Source organism: Alcaligenes sp. SMD-FA (genome assembly GCF_025960365.1).
Taxonomy (GTDB): Bacteria; Pseudomonadota; Gammaproteobacteria; order Burkholderiales; family Burkholderiaceae_B; genus Alcaligenes; species Alcaligenes aquatilis.
Window position 1 is genome coordinate 857,127 of record NZ_CP110108.1, and the last position, 22,547, is coordinate 879,673.

At 57.4% G+C, this 22,547-nt stretch carries 19 protein-coding genes and 1 tRNA gene; 4 read left to right on the forward strand and 16 right to left on the reverse strand.

The annotated features are described in order from the left end of the window. Positions 1-94: 94 nt before the first annotated feature. Complete coding sequence (gene miaA, locus OKX01_RS03920) at positions 95-1,033, reverse strand: tRNA (adenosine(37)-N6)-dimethylallyltransferase MiaA (protein WP_264672471.1); 939 nt, start codon at positions 1,031-1,033, stop codon at positions 95-97. Beyond that, positions 1,030-2,898, reverse strand: a complete 1,869-nt coding sequence (gene mutL / locus OKX01_RS03925) for a DNA mismatch repair endonuclease MutL (protein WP_264672472.1) — start codon at positions 2,896-2,898, stop codon at positions 1,030-1,032. Before mutL ends, miaA begins: the two co-directional genes overlap by 4 nt. A gap of 145 nt (positions 2,899-3,043) precedes the next feature. Here mutL and OKX01_RS03930 point away from each other — a divergent pair, with 145 nt between their 5' ends. Then, positions 3,044-3,694 (forward strand): VTT domain-containing protein, encoded by a 651-nt coding sequence (locus OKX01_RS03930; protein WP_094195794.1) that lies wholly within the window; start codon positions 3,044-3,046, stop codon positions 3,692-3,694. A 69-nt stretch (positions 3,695-3,763) separates the two neighbouring features. Here OKX01_RS03930 and OKX01_RS03935 read toward each other — a convergent pair whose 3' ends face one another. The 7 genes from OKX01_RS03935 to OKX01_RS03965 form a co-directional block, all read right to left on the reverse strand. Continuing rightward, on the reverse strand, positions 3,764-4,738 hold the full coding sequence (locus tag OKX01_RS03935) for an FAD:protein FMN transferase (protein ID WP_264672473.1): 975 nt from the start codon (positions 4,736-4,738) through the stop codon (positions 3,764-3,766). Continuing rightward, positions 4,719-6,902 carry a PepSY domain-containing protein gene (locus tag OKX01_RS03940; protein WP_108728013.1) on the reverse strand — a complete coding sequence of 728 codons (2,184 nt, stop codon included), beginning with the start codon at positions 6,900-6,902 and terminating at the stop codon, positions 4,719-4,721. The genes OKX01_RS03935 and OKX01_RS03940 overlap by 20 nt, the downstream gene beginning before the upstream one ends. Positions 6,903-6,911: 9 nt before the next feature. After that, a complete protein-coding gene (locus tag OKX01_RS03945) occupies positions 6,912-7,391 on the reverse strand; it encodes a DUF2271 domain-containing protein (RefSeq protein ID WP_094195797.1) in 480 nt (159 codons plus the stop codon). A 75-nt stretch (positions 7,392-7,466) separates the two neighbouring features. After that, a complete protein-coding gene (locus tag OKX01_RS03950; protein ID WP_094195798.1) occupies positions 7,467-7,787 on the reverse strand; it encodes a PepSY domain-containing protein in 321 nt (106 codons plus the stop codon). A 439-nt stretch (positions 7,788-8,226) separates the two neighbouring features. Beyond that, a complete protein-coding gene (locus tag OKX01_RS03955) occupies positions 8,227-9,597 on the reverse strand; it encodes an N-acetylmuramoyl-L-alanine amidase (RefSeq protein WP_094195799.1) in 1,371 nt (456 codons plus the stop codon). Further along, positions 9,561-10,061, reverse strand: coding sequence for a tRNA (adenosine(37)-N6)-threonylcarbamoyltransferase complex ATPase subunit type 1 TsaE (gene tsaE / locus OKX01_RS03960; RefSeq protein WP_094195800.1), 501 nt, complete (start codon positions 10,059-10,061; stop codon positions 9,561-9,563). Before tsaE ends, OKX01_RS03955 begins: the two co-directional genes overlap by 37 nt. A gap of 9 nt (positions 10,062-10,070) precedes the next feature. Then, positions 10,071-10,967, reverse strand: a complete 897-nt coding sequence (locus OKX01_RS03965; protein WP_264672474.1) for an AEC family transporter — start codon at positions 10,965-10,967, stop codon at positions 10,071-10,073. Positions 10,968-11,175: 208 nt separating this feature from the next. On the opposite strand from OKX01_RS03965, the gene OKX01_RS03970 reads away from it, so the two are divergent. After that, a complete protein-coding gene (locus OKX01_RS03970; protein WP_234354421.1) occupies positions 11,176-12,114 on the forward strand; it encodes a tripartite tricarboxylate transporter substrate binding protein BugE in 939 nt (312 codons plus the stop codon). A gap of 69 nt (positions 12,115-12,183) precedes the next feature. Here the strand turns inward: OKX01_RS03970 and OKX01_RS03975 are convergent, their stop codons facing one another. Further along, the gene (locus OKX01_RS03975) at positions 12,184-14,472 is read right to left on the reverse strand and encodes an NADP-dependent malic enzyme (RefSeq protein WP_094195803.1); all 2,289 of its coding nucleotides are present in this window, start codon (positions 14,470-14,472) and stop codon (positions 12,184-12,186) included. Between the two features lie 151 nt (positions 14,473-14,623). On the opposite strand from OKX01_RS03975, the gene OKX01_RS03980 reads away from it, so the two are divergent. Then, positions 14,624-15,619, forward strand: coding sequence for a LysR substrate-binding domain-containing protein (locus OKX01_RS03980; RefSeq protein ID WP_094195804.1), 996 nt, complete (start codon positions 14,624-14,626; stop codon positions 15,617-15,619). Between the two features lie 220 nt (positions 15,620-15,839). On the opposite strand, the gene OKX01_RS03985 is transcribed toward OKX01_RS03980, so the two are convergent. The 6 genes from OKX01_RS03985 to dctP are packed head-to-tail and all read right to left on the reverse strand — an operon-like array spanning position 15,840 to position 21,846. Next, the gene (locus tag OKX01_RS03985; protein WP_230019082.1) at positions 15,840-17,324 is read right to left on the reverse strand and encodes an aldehyde dehydrogenase; all 1,485 of its coding nucleotides are present in this window, start codon (positions 17,322-17,324) and stop codon (positions 15,840-15,842) included. Next, positions 17,325-18,212, reverse strand: a complete 888-nt coding sequence (gene dapA, locus OKX01_RS03990; protein WP_264672475.1) for a 4-hydroxy-tetrahydrodipicolinate synthase — start codon at positions 18,210-18,212, stop codon at positions 17,325-17,327. A gap of 35 nt (positions 18,213-18,247) precedes the next feature. Beyond that, complete coding sequence (locus tag OKX01_RS03995) at positions 18,248-18,898, reverse strand: GntR family transcriptional regulator (protein ID WP_094195807.1); 651 nt, start codon at positions 18,896-18,898, stop codon at positions 18,248-18,250. Positions 18,899-18,923: 25 nt separating this feature from the next. After that, entirely contained in the window at positions 18,924-20,243 is a 1,320-nt protein-coding gene (locus tag OKX01_RS04000) for a TRAP transporter large permease (RefSeq protein ID WP_094195808.1), read from the reverse strand. Continuing rightward, positions 20,240-20,761 (reverse strand): TRAP transporter small permease subunit, encoded by a 522-nt coding sequence (locus OKX01_RS04005; RefSeq protein WP_121738228.1) that lies wholly within the window; start codon positions 20,759-20,761, stop codon positions 20,240-20,242. Before OKX01_RS04005 ends, OKX01_RS04000 begins: the two co-directional genes overlap by 4 nt. Positions 20,762-20,787: 26 nt before the next feature. Continuing rightward, positions 20,788-21,846 (reverse strand): TRAP transporter substrate-binding protein DctP, encoded by a 1,059-nt coding sequence (gene dctP / locus OKX01_RS04010; protein ID WP_094195810.1) that lies wholly within the window; start codon positions 21,844-21,846, stop codon positions 20,788-20,790. Positions 21,847-22,396: 550 nt separating this feature from the next. Between dctP and OKX01_RS04015 the strand changes: the two genes are divergently transcribed. Beyond that, a tRNA-Arg gene (locus OKX01_RS04015) sits at positions 22,397-22,471 on the forward strand. Positions 22,472-22,547 lie beyond the last annotated feature (76 nt).

Here is a 22,547-nt window from a genome sequence, read left to right on the forward strand (position 1 = left end):
GGATAAAAAAGCGGTCTTTTTGAACAGTCCCTGGCAGTTGGATACTATCCGGCTGCCAGGGACTGTTCGTAAAAATGAGGCTGTTATCTGAGTATCAAGCTGGCCAGATCTGGCGCGTCGCTTGCACAATCTGCTCGGCAGCTTGCGGGTTCTGACAGTTGAATTGCAGACGCTCGGGTTCGGATCGCAGCCAGGTCAATTGGCGTTTGGCCAGTTGGCGAGTCGCGGCAATCGCCTGTTCAATGGCCAGGTCCAGGCTGACTTCGCCGTCCAGATATGACCACAGTTGCCGATAGCCCACACAGCGAATAGAGGGCAGGCCGGGATGCAAGTCAGGGCGCTGATAAAGCTTCTCCACTTCCTGCAGCAGCCCTTGTTTGATCATGTCTTGATAGCGAACCGCGATACGTTTATGCAGCCAGGATCGGTCTTCCGGTTCCAGGCTCAGGGTGACGTACTGATGGCTGCCTTCTTGAGGCTGGGCCTTGTCCTTGAGCCAGTCGCTCATGGTTTTGCCGCTGATATGGAAAATCTCCAGCGCACGTTGAATGCGCTGGCTATCGCGTGGAGCCAGTCGGGCGGCTGTTACCGGGTCGATGCGGGTCAGTTCCGCGTGCATGCCGGGCCAGCCAATTTCCTGGGCGCGTTCATCCAGTTGCTGGCGAATGGCAGGGTCGGCCTGTGGCAAGTCGTTCAAGCCCTCACGCAAGGCTTTGTAATACAGCATGGTGCCGCCACATAGGACGGGATAATGCCCGCGTGCCTGAATCTCCTGAATCAGTCGGGTGGCATCGGTGGCAAATTCCGCCGCCGAATAACTTTCAACTGGGTCGCGAATATCCAGCAAGTGGTGGGGGATAGCCGCTTGTTCCTGGGCGCTGGGCTTGGCGGTGCCAATATCCATGTCACGATAAATCGTGGCCGAGTCCATCACAATCACTTCAATTGGCCAGTGTTGCGCCAGGATATGCGTGCTTGCGCTTTTGCCGCTGGCCGTCGGGCCGGCCAGGCACAGAATGGGTAAATCGTTCATTGTCCACGCATAAAAAGTTTGTCCAGCTCGCTGAGCTTCCATTGGAACCAGGTGGGGCGGCCGTGATTGCACAGGTCGGCCCGATCAGTTTGTTCCATCTTGCGAAGCAAAGCGTTCATCTCGGGAATGCTCAGGCGGCGATTGGCACGTACCGCACCGTGGCAGGCCATGGTCGAGAGCAGTTCGTTGCGCTGTTCATCCAGATGGCGTGACGAGCCTACCTGGGCCAGATCGCGCAGCACGGCACGGGCCAGGGATTCGATATCGCCTTGCGCCAGGAGGGCAGGGACGGCGCGCACGGCCATCGTGGTGGGGCCTGCCGGGCTCATGCTCAGACCCAGCTCGGCCAGGGTCTCCTGATGCTCATCCAGTAAAGCGATATCGCTTTCCGAGCAGCCAAAGACCACGGGGACCAGCAAGTCTTGGCGAGGTAGCTCACGACCATCCAGCGCCTGCTTTAACTGTTCGTAGACCACACGTTCGTGGGCGGCGTGCATGTCCACCAGAATCATGCCTTGACGGGTTTCCGACAGAATGTAGATACCGTGCAATTGGCCCAGCGCCATGCCCAAGGGAAATTCGTCGGTCGCGCTATCCGTGTCGCTTTGATAGTTGGTGACGGGGGTGTTGCTGGAAACAGGCTCAATCGGGCGGTACATGCTTTTCCAGTCTGCACCACCTCCGGAAGGTTCGCGCATGTTGAAGCTGGATTGCCAGCCTTGGCGAGCCGGATGGCTATATGGCATGGCGGGTTCGCCGCTGGTATAGGAGCCGCCTGCTGCGCCAGGAACGGGGGAAGGGTAGGGTGTATCAGGCGCTTGGGGCTGGGTGGCACCTTCAGGCAAAGGCATGGCGGCAATAGGCGTTTCACCGGCCATACTGCCTTGCGCCAAGGTTTGTCCCACGGATTGCAGCACAAAGCGGTACACGGCACCACTGTCACGGAAGCGGACTTCGTGCTTGGCCGGGTGTACGTTTACATCCAGTGTGGAGGGGGCAATGTCCAGAAACAGGGCATAGGCGGGTTGGCGATCCCCATGCAGCACATCGGCATACGCACTGCGTATGGCATGAGACACGGTACGATCGCGCACAAAGCGGCCATTCACAAACAGGAACTGCTTGTCTCCACTTGGGCGAGCGTGGGCAGGGTGAATCACCAGACCACGCAAGCTGATCAGGCCTTGTTCCTGGGCGACGGGCAGGCTTTGCTCAATAAACTCTTTGCCCAAGATATCCAGCAGACGCTGCTCTAGCGTGCCACTGCGCCAGTGGCGCTGGGGTTTGTCATTGTGAAACAGACGAAAAGCGATTTGTGGCTGTGCCAGGGCAATGCGCTCCAGCGCAGTCACGCAATGGCCGTACTCCGTGCCTTCCGTACGCAGAAACTTGCGACGGGCGGGGATCTCGTCAAAGAGCTGGCGTACATCCACATGCGTGCCGATCTGCCCAGAGGCGGGCTGGGGTTCAGCGTGGCCCAGCGAGTACTCCCAGGCGTGCGGGTCGTCCTGGGTGCGCGAGTTGATCGTCAGACGGGCTACCGAGGCAATAGAGGGCAGGGCCTCACCCCGAAAGCCCATGGACGCCACAGACTCCAACTCTTCGAGCGAGCGAATCTTGCTGGTGGCATGTTGCAGCAGCGCCAAGGGCAATTCTTCTTGCGTGATGCCGTGACCATCGTCGCTGACAGAGATGCGGCGGATACCGCCGCCGTCCAGACGAATTTCGATGGCACTGGCACCGGCGTCAATGGCGTTTTCCAGCAGTTCCTTCAGCACAGATGCCGGGCGCTCGATAACCTCACCGGCTGCAATTTGGCTTACAAGCAAGTCAGGGAGTGGGATAATACGGCGTCTTGATGACATAGGGCGGCTGGCCTTGTGTGTATTCAGGGTTGAACCATACACGTTCAACGGGTTTCAAACGGTAGCGGCTTATTTTAACCGCTTGATCTATGGTGTCGGTCTGGTCAGTATTGGGCTGGCTGGATTGTTATTTTGGCGTGGAACTATGCCCGATTTACTCAGCATGATCCTTCATATTGACCAATACCTGGGGGTGTGGGTCGAGCAGTATGGGGCCTGGATTTATCTTGTTCTGTTCTTGATTATATTTGGCGAGACCGGGCTTGTGGTTCTGCCTTTCCTGCCGGGCGACTCTTTGCTGTTTATTGCCGGAGCCTTTGGCGCTTCGGGCATGCTGGACCCGGTGATGCTCGGTGGCCTGCTGATCGTGGCGGCGGTGCTGGGCAATACCGTGAACTATCACGTGGGGCGGTATATAGGCCCGAAAGTCTTTACCCAGGAATCCCGATTCCTGGATCGCCGTGCGCTGGTCAAAACCCATGCTTTCTATGAAAAGCATGGTGGCAAGACCATCGTCATTTCCCGCTTCCTGCCTCTGTTCCGTACCTTCGCGCCTTTTGTGGCGGGAGTGGGGCACATGAATGCCTGGCGCTTTCAGATGTACAACATGACAGGCGCGGTTTTATGGATTTGCAGCTTGATTACGCTGGGCTACTTTTTTGGCAATGTGCCTTTCATCAAGGCGCATTTGAATACCATCGTGCTGATTGGTATTGCGGCTGCTGCGGTGCCTGTTGTAGCTGGGGCCTTGTGGAAGATCTTCAAGCGCAAGAGCAAGGGTGATGCGGCTTTATAGGCTGTCGAGTCCGTTGCCTGATACGGCTGGGCCGTGCGAAAACGGGACGCCTTAGCGTCCCGTTTTTCATCATGCCTTTGCTGGCGATGCTGGCGCTTCGCTAAACCGCCCCAGGCCAACGGTGGTCAAACGATTGTCACGACGCAGTAGCCAAAGCGCCTCTATGCCCAGGCGTTGTGCCAAGGCCATGCCATCGCTGCCGCTGACCAGCAAGGCGGTGGCCCAGGCATCGGCCCGCATGCAGTCTGGCGCCAGAACAGTTACGGACGCGATATCGTTGCGCACAGGTGCGCGATGCCTGCTATCCATGGTGTGTGCGACTCGGATATCACCGAGCTGTAAAAAGCGCCGATAATCGCCCGAGGTGGCGATGGACAGATTATCCAGTTCAACCACGCTGTGAGTGGAGCGCCGTCCATCCTGGGGGTATTCGACCGCTACCGCCCAAGGCTGGCCATGACACTGGCTGTTCAGGGCGCGAAGTTCTCCGTCCAGGGCCAGCAAGGCGTGATCAAGGCCGTGCTGACGCAGCACCAGGGCCATACGGTCTACCGCATAGCCTTTGGCGATCCCGCACAGGTCTAGCTGTAGGGGAGCGTGTTTGATGGCGCGGCCGGCGGCCATATCCAGTTCCAGTGTTTCGTAAGCGGGGGTAGAACCTGCTTGAGCGGCACGACGGATGGCGGCAGCATCGGGCTCATGTCGGGCGGGGCCAAAACCCCAGGCATCTACCAGGTCCCCCAGGCCAGGGTCAAAAGCGCCCTGGCTGCGACGATTGATCTCCAGGGCACAGGCTAACACCTCAAGTATTTCTGGGGGCAGGTCCAGCCATGTACCGGGAGGGGTCCGGTTGAGCCGATTTAGCTCGCTGTCGGGCAGCCACGGGGACATTTGCCGATCCACTTGGTGAACGGCCTCTGCCAGCGCTTGTTGCAGGTCTGCTACCTCCACGGCATCGGTCGTTTCCACAAGGGCGGACCAGCGCGTGCCCATGGTTGGGCCGTTCAGTGTCAGGCGTCGAACGTCAGAAGAGGTCTTCGGCATAGCGCCCGTTCTCCTTGAGCCAGGCCAGGTTTTTGCCCATATCCATCAGAATAGTGTCCAGTTCTTGTCTGATTGCCTGAGCCATGGGGCGGCTGCCACAAACACGCACAAGCGCGCCTTTTTCCAGAAGGGTGCGGATCTGTTGGGCGTCACGCTGTACGGCGTTCTGTACATAACCGCCACCATCAGGCATTCGGGAGAAGCTTGTGTGCAATTGGTGTAGATGGCCCTGGGTCTGCCAGTCTTTGAGCTCCTTTTCAAAATAATAATCCTGTTTGGAATCACGAGTACCGTAATACAGGTACATGGGACGATGTCGCCTATTGTCGCGAATGAAACCGGCCAACGGAGCCACCCCGGTGCCCGCGCCAATCAACACCACCGGGCTTCGGGAGCCGGTCAGCGTGAAGCCGGGGTTGGGCCGGATGAAGGCTTGAATCTGATCTCCGATCTGCAGGCGATGCAAATACGGAGAGCAAACACCACCGCTTGTGTATCGCACACAGATTTCCACGAACCCATCCTGTTTGCCTGAGGCCAGTGAGTAGTAGCGTGGGACTGACTGTTCGCCGGGAGGAAGAACGCCCAGCAGGTCTCCGGCTGCGAAGCGGGGCACTGGCTGGTCGGGCAGCGCAAAGCGCAGGATGACGGCGGGCTGACCCGTAGCACCGGGAAAGTCCTGGCGTGACAGCAGTGTCAGGGTTGCCATGCGCGGCAAACGAGGCTGGTAGGCAAGCGGCACAGCTTGCCCCAGCGCGTCAGAAAGGCTTCGTCCCCAGCGAGCAAACTCCTGGGGAGATTGCTGATGAATACGCTCTAGCGCCAGCAAAGGTTTCCATCCCCGCTCCCGCAAGGCGTGCTCGAGCGTGTTGGCAAATCCGCAAAAGTCAGGAAACTGTCTATCCCCAAACCCTAAAACCGCGACTTGAGCGTCAGTGGGCGGCTGGCTGGCGATCTGTTTGAGTGCTTTTTGTGCGTGGGCGGGCGGCTGGCCTTCACCGTAAGTGGCGGCCAGGATATATACCTGGCGGGCCGTTGGTGGTACTCGCCAGTTCTCCAGCGTGGTGGTATGTACCTGACGACCCATGGCTTTGAGTGCGTCGTGCAGCGCTTGCGCAAACCCCCAGGTACTGCCGCCCTCACTGGCGACAAAAATCAGACTGTCGGCCTGGGCCAGTGGGCTATTGCCTTTAAGCGTGGGACGGCTGCGGCGCGCTTGCCACCACATTAGGATACCTGTGTACCAGAACAAGGGTATGCACGCTGCCGATAGGCCAAGAAAAATGGCCCACAGCCAGGCTCCATCTCCGGTATGCAAGAGCAAGATCCAGTCGTAGAGGCGTTGTGCCAGGGTCGACGGCTCCCAGGCCAAGGTCTGACCTTGGTACTGGTCCGCCCAGCCTTGGCCCTGAACAGTGAGAACGCGCCAAGTGTCTTGAGGGTCCTCATGTGTTGGTAGATTGAGCCGTTGCAGATCCTGCACACGTAAAGTCTGCAACAGGTCGATCTGGCCCGGTGGAAGCGGCGGCTGTCCGGTGGCTTGCGAGCTCACTTCGGGCTCCGTGCTCGGACTTAGCGTGATCAGCTCGAACGTGCTGGCGCTCATGTAAAGGGCCGTGGCTGAGGACAGGGCCAGGATCAATAAAATGACCCTGCCGCTCAGTACATGCAGGCGTTGGGGGAGGGTGCCACGCACGGGCCCGGTAAGTCCCCGCCAGCCACCCATTCGACGCAGCAGCAACACCAGTCCGGACACAGACAGGGTCAACATGGCCAGAGCAACCATGGCTGCTGTAATGCGTCCTGGGTCGTCCATCAAGAAAGTGCGATGCAGGTTTTTGACCCAACGCGGCAGCAGGGAGGCCTGGTAGTCTCCCAGGATTTTGCCGTCTGCCGGGTCCACACGTATGGCCCGGGCTTGTCCGTTCTCAAACGCATAGACCACGAAGATGCCTGATGGCAGATGACGAATTTCTTCTGCGCCAGGGACAGTGCTCTTTACGCGCTCCACCAGTGTGGCAAGCGGCAGGTCGGACTCGGTGGGAGCGGCCTGCAGGGCGTTGCGCAAGGGCTCAAGTGCCAACATCGTGCCTGTGATGGCCAGTACCAGCGCGAGGGTGCCTGCTACCAGTCCCAGCCATCGATGGACGAATCGCCAGATCATGTAGGTTCCTTACTGCAACTGATAGGTCAGGGATTGAATATATTGTTTGCCTGTCTGTGGCGAGCCCGCGTTGGCGGCAGTCAGGGGAACACGGATTTCCGATGGGCTATCCCGCATGTCTTCGGCGGCGGCATCGACACGGAGCTCGTAGCCGGCGTCAATCAGGGCATCCTCCAGTTCTGCTGTCACCTCCAGAGTGCGCCCGGCACCGACGCTGGCGCCGGTTACTCCTTGCAGGCGTTGGCCATCGCTGGCGGACAAGCGATTCCAGTCTGCCAGATGCTTGTAGTATTTGGCTTTGCCGCCGGCGACCCACAGTGTGCGTACATACGCGCCCTGGGCATCGGTCAGGTAGACGGCCAAATAGGCCCCGTCACCGCCGTAGTCTTTGAGGGTAGTGGAAAGTGCCACGGTACGGCCCTGCGCTAAAGAGGGCAGGGCCACGGTACAGGCTGCAGCCAGGGTGGTGAGAAGAAAACGCTTGGACATGATGGTTCTCCGGTGTGATCAAAGGGAAACAACTTCAGGGTTGAGGGCAGGAAGGACGGCGGCCAAGTGCAGGCTTCAGTGATTCCTTTCGCGCTCACGTTCGCGCTCCGGTTTGTCGTGACCCTCGCGCACTTTCATTTTCACGATGCGTAGCGTTTGCGGGTCAAGCTTGGCTTTGAACGAACGGCCTTGAGCATCCCGGCCGCGAATTTCATAGCAGCCGTCGTCAATTTTCAGGCGTTGCACCTGCCAGCCCAGACGAGCGGCATGCTCCAGGGCCGCATCCCGGCTTTGCCATTGCTGTACTGGGACATCGCAGTCGTCATCAGCACGGGCTGGCCCGGCTATCAGGGACAGGCATAGGTACACAATAAGCAGGCAGGGGGGGGATTTCATGATTTTTTCCTTGTCGTTTGAAGCCAATGCAAGAACGCTCGGAGGACATGGCAGGGTGTGTGTGTGCCTGGTCGTTGAGCCGACCAGCACATGGCTGCAGGGTGAGCCGATCAGGGAGGTGATTCGCGACAGGCGCGCGGACTACCCTGGCCTGGGATGAAGGGCAGGGGAGACGGGTAAGGAGCCGGACTGTACAGGCACAATGAGGCTTTGTTGGAACGGCGAAAGAAAGTGGATAGAGCCCTTGTTTGTCTCATCGACTATCTCTTGGAAATGAGTACTGGTTAACCTGTTTTCACGTAACGGCGCCGTAAAAAGAAATACGGCTAGTGTAGCGACTACGGGGCCTGATGAAATGAGTTTACGCTGGTGGGCATTGCCAAAGATCAAAAAAAGCGCAGCAGAAATCTGGTGCGCTTTTTGTGTGGGGCTTTACGGTTCAACTGCGGCTGGCCAATGCCGGGAATTCGGCAAAATAGCCTCGAATGCCCGTCAAAATAGCCTGGGCGATCTTGTCCTGATGCGAGGAACTACGAAGCAGACGTTCTTCTTCCGGATTACTGATAAATGCCGTTTCAATCAGAATTGAAGGAATATCGGGGGCTTTCAACACAGCAAAACCGGCGCGCTCGACACGACGTTTATGCAGGCGGTTGATCTTGCCGATCTCGCCCAGTAGACGCGAGCCCACTTTTACCGAATCGTTGATCTGGGCAGCCGTAGACAGGTCCAGCAAAATTTGCGCGACCTGCCGGTTATGGGAACCCAGGTTCAGACCGCCGATCAAGTCGGCATCATTCTCTTTTTTTGCCAGCCAACGGGCCGCCGAGCTGGTTGCCCCGTTTTGAGACAAAGCGTACACGGACGAGCCACGCGCGCTAGGTTTGATCCAGGCATCTGCGTGAATACTGATAAACAGATCCGCCTTTACCCGTCGAGCTTTTTGCACACGTACTTGCAGCGGGACGAAAAAGTCTGAATCCCGCGTCAAATACGTACGCATATTGGGCTGCGCATCAATCAGGCGCTTCAAACGTCGAGCGATGTTTAGCACCACATCTTTCTCGCGCGTACCACCCGGACCAATGGCACCGGGATCCTCTCCGCCATGACCGGGGTCCAGTGCAATCAACAAAGGACGATTGGGTGTGCCAGGTGTTGCCGCCGGCGAAGGAGCGCGGGGCGGGGTGCTGACGGGTGGGGGAGTCCGTGCCACAGCGGGTGGCAGGGATTGCCCTCGGACAGTTGGCACTGGAGCGTCAGGCGAATTTTGAGCCAGGCTTTCCAGCACGGAAGCCAAGGGGTCATCGTCGTCCTGAATTTGCAGGGCCAGTAGCGGGTCCTGGGCCACGCGCGGGTACAAGTCCAGAACCAGACGGTACTTGTATTCACCAACGGGCTTGAGCGTAAAGATCTGGGGGGCGATGGGCTGTTTCAGATCCAGTACCAGACGCACGACGTCGGGCCGGTTCTGGCCCACACGTACCGAGCGAATATAGGGATCGTTAGGACGGACTTTGGAAACCAGCTCCTCGATAGTGCGGTTCATGGTCAGTCCCTGGATGTCCACCACCATGCGATGGGGATTTTCCAGCGTGAAGTGCTCGGCCTTGAGCTCGCTATCCATTTCAAGGGTGACGCGGGTGTATTCGTCAGCCGGCCAGGTACGGACGGCCACGATGGTGCTGGCGTTCGCCAGTCGCGGGATGACAGGAAGCAGGAACAGGGTAGTGGCCGTGGCGACGAATCGGCGACGGGCCTTGCCGGCGGGGGCTACTTCTGCAGGCTGGGGGCGAGTGTCGTAATCCATAGCGTTCCTTTGGCGCTGTGTGCATCCAGAGTGGCCAAACGACCGTCACCGCAATAATCCAGGTGTAAATCCAGATCGGGCTCGGGCAATAAATCCCCTGCTTTTTCGGGCCATTCGATCAGCACAACGGCATTGTCTTGCAAAATATCGCGAAAACCTGCATCGACCCATTCTCGTGGATCGCTAAATCTATAGAAATCAAGATGATAGAAGTATAAGCTAGAAACTTTATAACTTTCAAGTAAAGCGTAGCTGGGGCTTTTGATACGACCGGTAACACCGCAGGCTCGTAACAGGGCGCGAACGAAGTGGGTTTTACCGGCGCCCAGATCACCATGAAGGTGAATTCGGCCCCCCAGGGGTACGCCAGGCACCTGACCGCTAAGCAAGGGAGCAAGTCGCTCGGCCAAGGCGGTGGTGGCGTCCTCGTCAGGCAAGGACAGGGTCAACGCATGCGGATTCATAGGCGAGGATCAGGTAGCAAGGGATAACCACAGCGGAATGGTCAAGCCCGCTAGTATAGTGCCGATCGACATGGTTAGCGCGACCATGCGGCTATCGGCCCCCATACGGGCAGCCAGGACGTGGGCAGAAGAGGCCGTAGGCAGAGCGGCAAACACCAGTAACATCTGGCGCTCCAGTGGGCTCATATCCAACACCCAGGCAGTTGCCAAGGCAGCCAGGGGCAAAGCCAGCAGTTTGATGGCCGTGATCCAGCTGATCAGTGCGCCCGCCCGGCGCGAGCCTTGCAGCGATAGGGCGGCACCGACACACAGTAAACCAATCCCCAAGGCGCAGGCCCCCAAGCGGCTAAAGGCCAATTGAACCGGGCCTGGTACGGACAAACCAGCCAGATTCCAGGCCAATGCCGCTACGGTAGACAGGATCAGGGGATTTTTAAGCAGTTCGATTGCGATGCGGCCTTGTTGCCCACGCGCCAGCACGGTGACGGCCACCATATTGGCCATGGGAACCGAAAAACCTACCAGCAAGGCCATGACCGCCACTCCCGGTGGGCCAGCAATCGCGCTGGCCAGGGACATCCCTAAATAGGTATTGAAGCGAAATGCACATTGGGTCAGGGCCGCATGCTGCAAAAGTTCGGGTTTCAAAATAGGCAGGGCCAGCCAGGCCAGTAAGGTGCCGACAGAAATTAAAACAGCGGCAGCCACTAATAGAGGCCACGTGTCAGCCAAATTGAGGGGGATACGGGTAATGGAATCAAACAGCAGTGCAGGAAACAGCACGTAATAGACTAGTTTTTCAGCACCCTGGAAAAAATCCCGACCGAAATGGAAGCGGTGCAGCAACAAAGCCCCCAGTGCAATCAACAGAAAATCGGGCAGGATCAGCGGAAAAATGGTGGTCATAATGACGGTCGTTAAAGGCAGATATAGGTATATCCCCTGTAAGTATCTGCTTTCACAATTAACAATGGTTGGGGATTAGCTGCGCTATTATTGTTTGGTTCCCCTTACCCAGGGGATGGATCTACAAAAAGACGAAAGAGGAGATGTTCCCATGATAGAGAAGTTTCCCAAGAAATTTGCACTGCTATCCCTTTGTGCAAGTTTGTCCATGATCGGCACGGCCAATGTCGCGCACGCTCAAGCGGATTACCCTAATCAGGCGATTCGCGTCATTGTTCCGTTTGCGCCCGGTGGCTCCACCGATATTGTGGCGCGTATTGTGACCAAGGGCATGAGCGAAGTGTTGGGTCAATCCATGGTGATAGAAAACAAGGGTGGTGCCGGTGGCGCTATTGGAGCGGCAGAGGCGGCTCGCGCTAAACCTGACGGCTACACCTTGTCGATCGCGACTGTCTCGACCTTGGCCGTGAACCCCGCCTGCCGTCCCAATGATCTGCCCTATGATCCCTTGAAAGACTTTTTGCCGGTCAGCAACTTTGCCAACCTGCCCAACGTGATCGAGGTCAATCCCAAATTTCCGGCACAAAACTTCAAAGAGTTCGTGCAGCAGTTGAAAGCGAATCCCGGTAAATATTCTTATGGCAGCTCCGGGACATGCTCGGTGTTGCACTTGTTTGGTGAAGCCTTCAAGCTGGCAACCGGCACAGATATCGTCCATGTGCCTTACCGGGGCTCCGGTCCTGCTGTGACCGATGCCGTTGGTGGCCAGATCAACGCCATGTTTGATAACTTGCCTTCCTCCATGGCTCAGATTCAGGCTGGTAATTTACGCGCCCTGGCGATTGCCTGGCCCGAACGTCTGCCTGCGCTCAAAGATGTGCCGACCCTGGCTGAGGAAGGTTACCCGCAGCTAAATAGTCCAGCCTGGTATGGTCTGCTGGCCCCTAAGGGTACGCCTCCTGAAATTGTTGCCAAGTTGCATGCAGCCGCTGTTGAGGCTTTGAAAAAGCCTGAAATTATTGCTGCCCTGGAAAAGCAGGGAGCAACACCTTCGGGTAATTCGCCTGAAGAGTTCGCCAAGGAAATCAAAGAGCAGTACGACTGGGCCCACGACGTGGTCAAGAAAGGCAATATCAAGCTGGAATAAGGTTTGAATCAGAGGTAGTAATAAAAAAACCGGCCTTTGCAGGCCGGTTTTTTATGTCAGCCCTAAGGCTTAGCCACGATTGGCTTGCAGCACGGTCAGGGCTGTCATGTTGATGATGCGGCGTACGGTCGAGCTGTAAGTCAGAATATGCACAGGAGCATTGGCACCCATCAGGAAGGGGCCAATGGCGACGTTGCTGCCGGCGGCGGTTTTGAGCAGGTTGTAGCTGATATTGCCGGCATCCACGTTCGGGCAGACCAGCAGGTTGGCAGAGCCTGTCAGCGAAGAGTTAGGCAAGGTGCGGCTACGCAGGGCCTCGTCCAGCGCGCAGTCGGCGTGCATTTCGCCTTCTACTTGCAGGTCCGGTGCCTGTTCGTGAATCAGCTTGAGCGCTTCGCGCATCTTGGGGCCGGAGGCGGCTGAATCCGAACCGAAGTTAGAGCGCGACAGCAGGGCTACCTTGGGTTCCAGACTCAGCGTGCTCAACATGCGGGCCGCTTCAATCGTGTATTCCGCAATTTCCTGCGCATTCGGGTCGTCGTTGACGTGTGTATCGGTCAGGGCGAGCGTGCGCTCGCCCAGGAGCAGGATGTTCATGGCGGCGTACACGCTGGAGTCGGGCTTGCGACCGATCATCTCGTCGATGTAGCGCAGGTGGTTGTGGTAGGAGCCGATTGTGCCGCAAATCATGCCATCGGCATCGCCCAGGTGCACCATGGTGGCGCCAATCAGCGTCAGGCGGCGACGCATTTCCACGCGAGCCATTTCCTTGCTGATCCCGCGACGGCACATTTTTTCCCAATAGGTGGTCCAGTACTGGTGGAAGCGGTCGTCCGATTCCGGATTGGTCACTTCCACATCCACGCCCAAACGCAGGCGCAGACCGAATTTCTTGATGCGGGACAGCAGTACGGCAGGGCGGCCCACCAGAATCGGGTGAGCCAATTTCTCATCCACAATCACTTGTACGGCACGCAGCACACGCTCCTCTTCGCCCTCGGTAAAGACGATGCGAGCCTTGCCGCCTTCGCGCACCAGTTGCTTGGCGATGGCAAAAACGGGCTTCATGAATGCGCCGGAGTGGTAGACAAACTGTTGCAACTTGGCAATGTAGCCTTCCAGATCGGCGATAGGGCGGGTTGCCACGCCTTCTTCCATGGCCGCCTGGGCCACGGCGGGGGCGATACGCACGATCAGACGGGGATCAAAGGGTTTGGGAATCAGGTACTCGGGGCCAAAACTCAGTCCATAACCACCGTAGGCTGCGGCTACTGCTTCGTCTTGCTCTTCTTCGGCCAGAGCAGCAATGGCGCGGGCAGCCGCTTTTTCCATGCCACGGGTAATCGTGGTGGCGCCCACATCCAGCGCACCGCGAAAGATGTAGGGGAAGCACAGCACGTTGTTGACCTGGTTCGGGAAGTCCGAACGGCCAGTTGCCATGATCACGTCGTCGCGGGCGGCTTTGGCCACTTCAGGCAGGATTTCGGGGGTGGGGTTAGCCAGCGCCATCACAAAAGGACGGTCTGCCATCTTTTGCAGCATTTCAGCTTTCAGCACACCGCCGGCGGACAGGCCCAGGAACACATCGGCGTTTTCGATGACGTCCGCCAGCTTGCGGGCCTCGGTTTCTTTGGCGAAACGAGCCAGCTCGGGCACTTGGTGGCCAGGGCGGCCTTTGTAGACCACACCATCAATGTCCGTTACCCAGACGTTTTCTTCGGGCAGACCCATGTCCACCATCAGGTCCAGGCACGCCAAAGCGGCCGCACCGGCACCGGAGGTCACGACTTTGATCTTCTTGATGTCTTTGCCGACAACTTTCAGGCCGTTCAGAAACGCTGCCGACACGCAGATGGCGGTACCGTGCTGGTCGTCGTGAAAGACAGGGATGTTCATGCGCTCGCGCAGCTTGCGCTCAACCTCAAAACACTCGGGTGCCTTGATATCTTCCAGGTTGATGCCCCCGAAGGTAGGCTCCAGGCCGGCGATGATGTCCACCAGTTTGTCGGGATCGGTTTCGTTGATTTCGATATCAAAGACATCCAGGCCAGCAAACTTCTTGAATAAAACGGCCTTGCCTTCCATCACGGGCTTGGAGGCCAAGGCACCGATATTGCCCAGGCCCAGCACGGCAGTACCGTTGGAGATCACGCCCACCAGGTTGCCACGGCCGGTGTAGCGGAAGGCATTTTGTGGGTCAACCACGATTTCTTCGCAGGCGGCAGCAACACCTGGGGAATAGGCCAGGCCCAGGTCACGCTGGCTGACCAAAGGTTTGGTCGCGGCAATAGTGACTTTGCCGGGAATGGGGAACTCGTGGTAATCCAGGGCGGCTTGTCGATCTACTGGTGAACTCATTGCGTGTCCTTTTGTTCAGGCGCCAAACAGGTGTTTGGTGAAATCCAGGGAAGGCGTGGCGAATAGTGCGTCACTGCCGGTTTTCAACAAGTGTAGATAATTAAACAGGCCCGGGTATTAGGGCTTATTATTACCCTATTAGTAAATGCTTATGGATAGAGGTAAGGGCTTGGAATCAAACGAAATCGCGCATCGCTTGGTGCAACGACTCAAGCTGCGCCACTTGGCCTTGCTGATCGAGATCGAACGCCTGGGGTCGCTGACCAAAGTGGCGGATTTAATGGCGATGAGCCAGCCTGCGGTGACCCAGGCCCTGGCCGAGGTGGAACAAGTTTTTGGCACGCCGCTGTTTTTGCGCTCCTCCCGTGGCATGGAGGCAACACCCCAAGGTCAGATCGTGATTTCACGCGCTCGGGCGATGGTCCAGGACATGGAATTGTTGAGTCTGGATTTGCAGGCGCACAGCATGGGGCGGCAAGCGCATTTGCGTCTGGGTGTGATTCCTTTTGTGTCCGGCAAACTGGTTTCTACGGCCTTGCGGGCGACCCGCCCTCAGGGACAGGTGGTTTCTGTCAGCATTACCGAAGGTTTGACGGAAACCCTGCTGGAACAATTGCGTGATCATGCCCTGGATGCCGTGGTGGCGCGCAGCTCTGCGGATCTGAATATGAAAGGGCTGCGCCATGAGGCCTTGTACGCGCAGCAACCGCGTCTGATTGCCAGTCGGGAACTGGCAGGCCGACTGGGACGTCGCAAGCTGGACTGGTCGCAGTTGCAGGATCTGGACTGGATTCTGGGGCCGCGCAGTACGCCCATGCGACGGCAGGTGGCCAACCTGTTTTTACGCGCGGGCTTGCCCGAGCCTGTGCCCAGCGTGGAAACGTCTTCACCCAAGCTGATCGGTGAGTTGATCGTGAATCACTCCCGGGCCGTCTCCGTGGTTCCCACTGAAATTGCCGAGGAACTGGTACGGGTATCCGGGGTGGCCATCGTGCCGTATTCCTTTGAATGGGGGCTGTCACCGATCGCGCTTTTTACACGGGTGGCCGGTCAGCAGCGTCCGGTGGACAAGTTGTTCGCGCAGGAGCTGAAACGGGTGTGTACCGACAAGACTGTGCCCTTGGAGCGGGGGGCTTTTTTCTACTAGTGTTGTTTTGCCCGCTGAGGGCTGATGACCAGTGTCACATCGTGAACACCCTATGCCGAGTGGGCCGGACGAGACCTGGAAGCAGGATGTCATACCGGCTCAAGAATCCGGATCCGCTCACGGACAAGAACCGCCCCCCGCTTTCATGTCCAGAAGTTTGGGGGGGGGGCGGTGTGTACAGCGGCCTGCTTATTACTGCCTGAGCCGCGCAAGGAGCGGATTACTGATTCACATACCAGATCGCCTTGGTTTGCTGGTACTGATCCAGGGCTTCCATTCCCTTGTCCTTGCCGCCAAAACCGGACAGTTTGAAGCCACCAAAGGGCGCGGTGATATCCCCTTCGGAAAAACCATTGACCGACACGGTGCCTGCTTTGATCTTGCGCGAGACACGTTGTGCGCGCCGTACATCCAGTGTGTAGATGGAGGCGGCCAGGCCGTATTGGGTGTCATTCGCCAAGGCGATGGCTTGTTCCTCTGTCTCGAAGGTCGTGACGGCCAGGATGGGGCCGAACACTTCCTCCTGGAACAGGCGGTCTTGTGGAGTGATGTGATCGAAGATGGTGGGTTCGATATACCAGCCACTGCCCAAGTCACTGTGGACACGCCCACCATGGACCAGTTGGGCGTTTTTACCGGGGTTCTGCAGAAAGCTGGCCACTTTTTCAAAGTGCGCTTTTTCGACCATCGGTCCGATAGACACATCCGGGTCGGTAGGCAAGCCCACTTTCCAGGAGTCCAAGCCCTGCTTGAGCTTGTGTAGCAGTGTGTCTTTCAGGCTGCTGTGTACGATCAGGCGGGAGCCGCAACTGCAGTTCTCGCTCATGTTCCAGAAGGCGGCGGCCAAGATGGAGGGAACCGCTTCGTCCAGCAGGGCGTCCTCAAAAACGACCTGAGGGCTTTTACCGCCGCATTCCAGCACGACTTCTTTCAGATTGCTTTCCGCAGAGTATTTCAGGAACAGGCGTCCCACTTCGGTGGAGCCGGTAAACGACACGATGTCCACGTCCTCGTGTCGTCCCAACGGTTCTCCTACTTCTTCTCCTGTGCCTGTGATCAGAATGAGCGCCCCCTCCGGGATGCCTGCCTGATGCGCCAGTTGTGTCATGCGATAGGCACTGAGGCTGGTCAGCTCGGATGGTTTCACAATCACCGAGTTGCCGCATACCAGGGCTGGGGCCACTTTCCAGGCGTACATCTGGGCCGGGAAGTTCCAGGGCAATACGGCGGCCACCACACCAATGGGTTCTTTGGTGATCAAACCCAGTGCTTCTGTGCCAGTGGGGGAGATTCGGCCAAAGCATTTATCAGCCGCTTCCGCATACCAACTGAAGGTGTCGATGGTGGCTGGCATATCGGTGTTCAGGCATTCGGTAATGGGTTTGCCTGCATCCACACAATCGAGCGCAGCCAGTTCCTCGGCGTGTTGCTCCAACAAGGCCACCCACTTGAGCATGATCTTCTTACGGTCAGCCGGAGACAGCTCGGACCATTGCCCGGATTCAAAACTTGCGCGTGCGGCAGTGACCGCCGCTTCTACATCCGAGGCTTGGCCAGCGGCGATTTTGCCAATCACGGTCAGGTCAATAGGGCTGATGTTATCGAGCAAGCCCGCAGCCGTGGTTGGGTGGCCAGGAATCAAATGGGAAGCGTGCAGCTTGCCGGCGCGGGCCAACTCAAAGACCGTCTCTTTCTGTGTAGACATTCAAGCCTCCTGTTCGACTTGGTAAGCGTTGATTTGTGCCAGGAAGTCATCCCGTTCCTGCGCGTCGACGGGTAGCAGGGGCAGGCGTACCGAACCGACATCAATGCCGTGACGCACGCAACCCAGTTTGGCCTTCTGGTTGTAGTTACCCGATTCCATGGCGGCAATGGCGGGCAGCATGGCGGCCATCATGCGGCGCACGCTGTCCCAGTCTCCTTGTTCTGCCGCTTTGAGCATTTGAACCTGCTCGGCCGGAAACACATTGGCCCCGCCACTGATCCAGCTACGGACGCCCCAGAACAGGAAGTCTGCGGCTTGGTCATCACAACCACACACCACCTGAAAATCGGGCAGATTGGCATTGACCATGGCCACTACCCGGCTGAAGTTACCGCTGCTCTCCTTGATACCCACAATGTTCTTGACCTTGGCCAGTTCGTAAACGGACTCAAGCTCGATCTGGATGCCGATGCGTGCCGGGAAGTTGTACATGACGATAGGCAGTTCGGTGGCGGCGGCGACTTCTTTGAAATACGCCACCACTTCATTTTGGCCCGGCAGGCTGTAAGGAGTGGGGGAGAGCATCAGCGCTTCGTAACCCAACTCCTCGGCTTCGCGGATTCGGCTGATGGCTTCGGCAGGTGACATGGAGTTCACGCCGGCAATCAGTGTTGTACGGCCACGGCCGGTGTTGGCAACAATCTCCAGCACGCGGCGGCGCTCTCGTGCGCTCAGTGCGTAGTATTCGCCCGTGGTGCCACAAGCCACGATGCCACCCACGCCGGCTTCAATAAAGCACTCGACCAGGCGCTCCAGAGCGGCTTCATTTAGTTGGTTGTTGGCGTCAAACGGGGTAACGATGGGAACGAGAATTCCGTTCAGATTCATGATGTCTCCAGATTATTAGTCGTTGGTCTATCGGTTTACTCAATGACCTTGCGGGTGAAGGCGCTAAGGTAGGCCATTAGCGTTTCAGCGCCTTGCAAGGCCAAGTCGGGGTTTCCAGCCTGGATGCCTTCAGCCAGTGTGAAATGAGCTTGGGCGCCGGCCTCCAGGTCGCCTTCGTATTGATAGGCGTACCAGAATCGTCTGCACTGAACGATCATGGGCGTGACCGCTTGCACAGCAAAGGTGTTGCGGCAGGCCTGGTGGATGACTTCGTCCAAATGCTGATCGGCCAGCATATAGGCGTCGATATCCTTGGCGTTGGCGGCATCGACCATGGCCTGGGCGTGGCCGAGCAAGGCGCTGCGCTGCGCCGGGCTTGCCCAGCGGGCAGCGCCCTGCACAATCAGGCGCTCCAGAACCCGGCGCGTTTCAATCAGGGTCAAGTGTTCAGCCACACGGATTTCACTGACACGCAGACCACGGCGGGGCTGCTGCTCGATCAATCCCAGGGCTACCATGCGCATCAGGGCTTCACGCAAGGGGGTGCGCCCCAAACCTGTCATTTCCACCAGATCACTTTCCACAATGGCCTGACCAGGCTCCAGTTTGAGTGTGGCAATTAACTGCTCAATCGCTTGGTAAGCGGTTTCAGCGGCACGAGAAGAAGGGGCAGGGGCGCTACTCACAGAGACTCCAATACAAAAAATGACGTTAAAAGCCGGAGACTTGCTGGGGTAACCAGGTTGCAATCGCGGGAAACAGCGCCACGATCAGCAAGGTCAGTAACTGAGCAAGAACAAACGGCATTACACCTCGACAAACTTGTCCGTATGTCATGTCTTTGGGGGCAATGGACAAGAGGTAGAAAATGGATGAGGCCAGGGGCGGTGTCAGATAGCTGGTTTGAATAACGACAATCACCATCACGCCAAACCACAAGGGGTCCAGTCCTGTTGCCACAATAAAGGGCAGGAACAGCGGCACGCAAATCAGGACGTTGGCAGTCCAGTCCAGCACAAAGCCCAGCAAAAATACGATACCCAGAAACAGAATGATCGTACCGGTGCTGCCCAGGCCCAGATCACTGGTCAGCATGTGTACCAGCTTGGCGCCGCCATTGGCAGCGAAGGCGCCGGTAAACATGGTGCCTCCGGCCACAATCAGCATGATCATCGCGGTAATGCGTACCGTAATCCGTAATGCTCCACTGAAAACGTCCCAGTTGAACTGACGGTAGAAAATGCACAGGACAGCGGCGGCTGCCGCGCCCAGGGCAGCGGCCTCGGTGGGCGATGCAATCCCTTTCATCAAGGAGCCCAGAACGGCGATGATCAGCAGCATCATGGGAACCAGACCACGCATCGTAATACTGATTTTTTCACCCAATGGCCGGCGCATATCCTCGTCGTCCGCCCGAGGCCCCAGCTCCGGTTTGAGCGTGGTGGCGATCAGGATGTAGCCCACAAACAGCGTGGTCATCAACAGGCCCGGAAAGAGCATGGCAGCAAATAACTCTCCCACCGGAACCTGTGCCAGGGAGGCGTAGACGACTGCAACCACCGACGGAGGGATCATGGTGCCCAGCGACCCGCCAGCGCAGATCGTGCCGGCGATCAGGGAGTTGTTGTAGCGAAAGCGTTTCATGGCCGGGATGGCCATCAGCCCCACCATGATCTCTACCGCCCCCACCACACCGGCTGCGGCGGCAAAGGTGGCGGCCATGGCGATGGTGGCAATGGCCAGCCCGCCTGGCAGACCACCTAGCCATAATTGCATGGTGCGAAACAGGCGGGCAGCAATACCTGAACGCTCCAGCAGCGCCCCCATCAGCACAAACATGGGAATCGCTGACAGGATATGGTTGGTGGCCGCTCCATACAGAGCACCGTACATCTGATCAAAGACCATGGGGCCAAAGGCGTACCAACCCGCCAGAAAAGCCGGCAGGATCAGTGCAAACGCCACGGGCATGCCCTGAAAAACCAGCAGAAACAGAGCGGGAAACATCAGTCCGGCAATCCATAAGTTCATGGGTTCACCTCGACCTCAGTATGGCTTTGCCCGTTGACCGCGCAGCGCAAGCCATGCGCCAGCAGTTGCAAGGTGAAGGCGACCAGACCAATGGCAATGCAGGCGTAGAACGGCCACATCACGGGGGCCCAGGGGCTGACCATTTCAACTTCGTTCAGCTTCCAGGCCATCCAGGCTTTGTTGATGCCAACTTTGCTCAATACGGCAAACAGGGGAAACAGCACCAGCAAGTACAGGACTACATCTGAAATACGGGCAAAGGACTTGGGTAAGTGCTTGCGAACCACATCAATGCTGATGTGTTCGTTCTGACGCATGACCCAGGCCATGCCCAGCAGAAAAATGGCTCCGTTCATCATGTACGCGATATCGAAGGCCCAGACTGTTGGCGCATGCAGCACGTAGCGGGCAAAGACTTCCCACACCATGGCCGTGACCAGGATGGCTGCAGCCAACTGCGCCAACCTGGCACTGACAAGGGCAACAAAGTCGATCAGTTTTGAAATAGGCTGCAGCATGGCAGCTCTCCTTCAGAAAGTAGGACTTAGTCGCGGATCAGGTAATTGCTCTCGCTGCGCCAACGAGTCAGAAAACCATCGTAGTCCGCCAGCAGATTTTTCATGTAGTCGTTGCCGGACTGCGCCTGGGCCTCGGCTTTCTTGTGTACCCAGTCATTGCCAGCCTCGGCCAATTGTTTGATGAAGGCCGGATCCAGGGTGATGACTTCGTTGCGTCCCTGGCGATACTTCTCCATGGCCTTGATGTCGGCGTTATAGAAGTAGTCCAGCGATTGATGCGTGGTCAGCTCAGCGGCGGCCTCAATGAGTGGCTGCAGATCGGCGGGCACCTTGTCCCAGGTTTCCTGCTTGAGAACGACTTCCCACATAAAAGTAGGCTGGTGCACACCCGGTACGACGATGTATTTGGCCGCCTGATGAAAACCTTCTGGGGTATTGGAAGAAGGAGTTGCCCATTCCACGGCATCGACCCCTTTGCGTTGCAGCAAGGTGTAGGTATCACCAGGAGGCACAACCGTGGGAACCGCAGCGAAATAGTCTTTCATCACATCGGCCCAGGCGCCGGAGGTTCGGTACTTCAGCCCTTTCAGGTCTTCAGCGGTTCGGATTGGGGTATTGGAGTGCGCCAGCACTTCGGTGGAGCCCAGCCCCACAATCATGGTTTTCAGGCCATTTTTGGAACGTAGTTCCTGCAGCTTTTCCTTGCCGCCGCCTTCATAGAGCCAGACGCGATAGGCATCGGGCCCCATGCCGCCGGGATACCCTGCAAAAATGGCATTGGCTGGGTCCTGGTTGACCAGATAGCTGGAGGTGGAGTGGCCCGCTTCCACCACGCCTGTTTCTACCGCTTCAAAGACTTTAAGGGCGGGAACGATTACTCCGGCTCCAAAGGGCTGAATCTCGACACGGTCCCCCGTCATGAGTTTCACGTTCTTTGCAAAACGCTCCAGAAAATTCTGATAAAACGGGGAGCCTTCGGGAACCGAAGTCGGGACGCGCCAGCTAATTTCGGCTGCCTGTGTCGAGGCCATGCCGCTTAGTAAAAACAGGCCAGCCAAGGTGGATGCAACAAGTTTGGAATTCATGTTTGTCTCCAGTGGTTTTTTTATAGTCCAGCTCTGTCAGAGGCCGACGGCCAGGGGCAGAGCATGGGATCGATCTTAATATTTTATAAATATATTAACAACATATTTAGATTGGGGTTTGTCCTAAAAAGGGCTGAAAATGGCGTTGTGGACGGGGCTTGGGTTTTTTCAGTAAGCGGCAAGGCAGGGAAAACCTTTCCAGACTGGGGGCTGAGGCGGTTTTTGGACTACGGAGTCATTCGTGGTCTGGATGCTTTTAGGCTTGTCTGGCGTATCTTGGGGCCGCTTTGTGAAGCTGTTTCAAACCTTTCACCTCTGCGGTCTAGCTGGTACACTTTGCGGCTGCTTTTCTGACAAGCGCACAGAGGCAGGACAGGTAGGTTGAACCGCCTTTTTGCTGTAGCACTTTCAGTAGCAGCAGGCAGGAAAACACCCGGTTTTTTGCAGACAAGAAAAGGCGTCGGATCTGCCCTTATATGTTGTAAAGCCTGAATTCCTGCCGTGTATGTGGCGTCTGGCCTGCTTGGGCCCACTCCACAGAAAGCCCGCCGGGCCCATAGTTAAATGGATATAACTTTCCCCTCCTAAGGGAAGATTGCAGGTTCGATTCCTGCTGGGCCCGCCATCAACGCCCCTCATATACGCTTGTAAGACCACGAAAACCCGCTAAAATCAAAGCCTTTGGCGCGTTTTTAATCCCT

Bases quoted from the DNA above. Each gene is read 5' to 3' on its own strand.
- miaA (WP_264672471.1), bottom strand. From the start codon at position 1,033: ATGAACGATTTACCCATTCTGTGCCTGGCCGGCCCGACGGCCAGCGGC.
- mutL (WP_264672472.1), bottom strand. From the start codon at position 2,898: ATGTCATCAAGACGCCGTATTATCCCACTCCCTGACTTGCTTGTAAGC.
- OKX01_RS03930 (WP_094195794.1), top strand. From the start codon at position 3,044: ATGCCCGATTTACTCAGCATGATCCTTCATATTGACCAATACCTGGGG.
- OKX01_RS03935 (WP_264672473.1), bottom strand. From the start codon at position 4,738: ATGCCGAAGACCTCTTCTGACGTTCGACGCCTGACACTGAACGGCCCA.
- OKX01_RS03940 (WP_108728013.1), bottom strand. From the start codon at position 6,902: ATGATCTGGCGATTCGTCCATCGATGGCTGGGACTGGTAGCAGGCACC.
- OKX01_RS03945 (WP_094195797.1), bottom strand. From the start codon at position 7,391: ATGTCCAAGCGTTTTCTTCTCACCACCCTGGCTGCAGCCTGTACCGTG.
- OKX01_RS03950 (WP_094195798.1), bottom strand. From the start codon at position 7,787: ATGAAATCCCCCCCCTGCCTGCTTATTGTGTACCTATGCCTGTCCCTG.
- OKX01_RS03955 (WP_094195799.1), bottom strand. From the start codon at position 9,597: ATGGATTACGACACTCGCCCCCAGCCTGCAGAAGTAGCCCCCGCCGGC.
- tsaE (WP_094195800.1), bottom strand. From the start codon at position 10,061: ATGAATCCGCATGCGTTGACCCTGTCCTTGCCTGACGAGGACGCCACC.
- OKX01_RS03965 (WP_264672474.1), bottom strand. From the start codon at position 10,967: ATGACCACCATTTTTCCGCTGATCCTGCCCGATTTTCTGTTGATTGCA.
- OKX01_RS03970 (WP_234354421.1), top strand. From the start codon at position 11,176: ATGATCGGCACGGCCAATGTCGCGCACGCTCAAGCGGATTACCCTAAT.
- OKX01_RS03975 (WP_094195803.1), bottom strand. From the start codon at position 14,472: ATGAGTTCACCAGTAGATCGACAAGCCGCCCTGGATTACCACGAGTTC.
- OKX01_RS03980 (WP_094195804.1), top strand. From the start codon at position 14,624: ATGGATAGAGGTAAGGGCTTGGAATCAAACGAAATCGCGCATCGCTTG.
- OKX01_RS03985 (WP_230019082.1), bottom strand. From the start codon at position 17,324: ATGTCTACACAGAAAGAGACGGTCTTTGAGTTGGCCCGCGCCGGCAAG.
- dapA (WP_264672475.1), bottom strand. From the start codon at position 18,212: ATGAATCTGAACGGAATTCTCGTTCCCATCGTTACCCCGTTTGACGCC.
- OKX01_RS04000 (WP_094195808.1), bottom strand. From the start codon at position 20,243: ATGAACTTATGGATTGCCGGACTGATGTTTCCCGCTCTGTTTCTGCTG.
- OKX01_RS04005 (WP_121738228.1), bottom strand. From the start codon at position 20,761: ATGCTGCAGCCTATTTCAAAACTGATCGACTTTGTTGCCCTTGTCAGT.
- dctP (WP_094195810.1), bottom strand. From the start codon at position 21,846: ATGAATTCCAAACTTGTTGCATCCACCTTGGCTGGCCTGTTTTTACTA.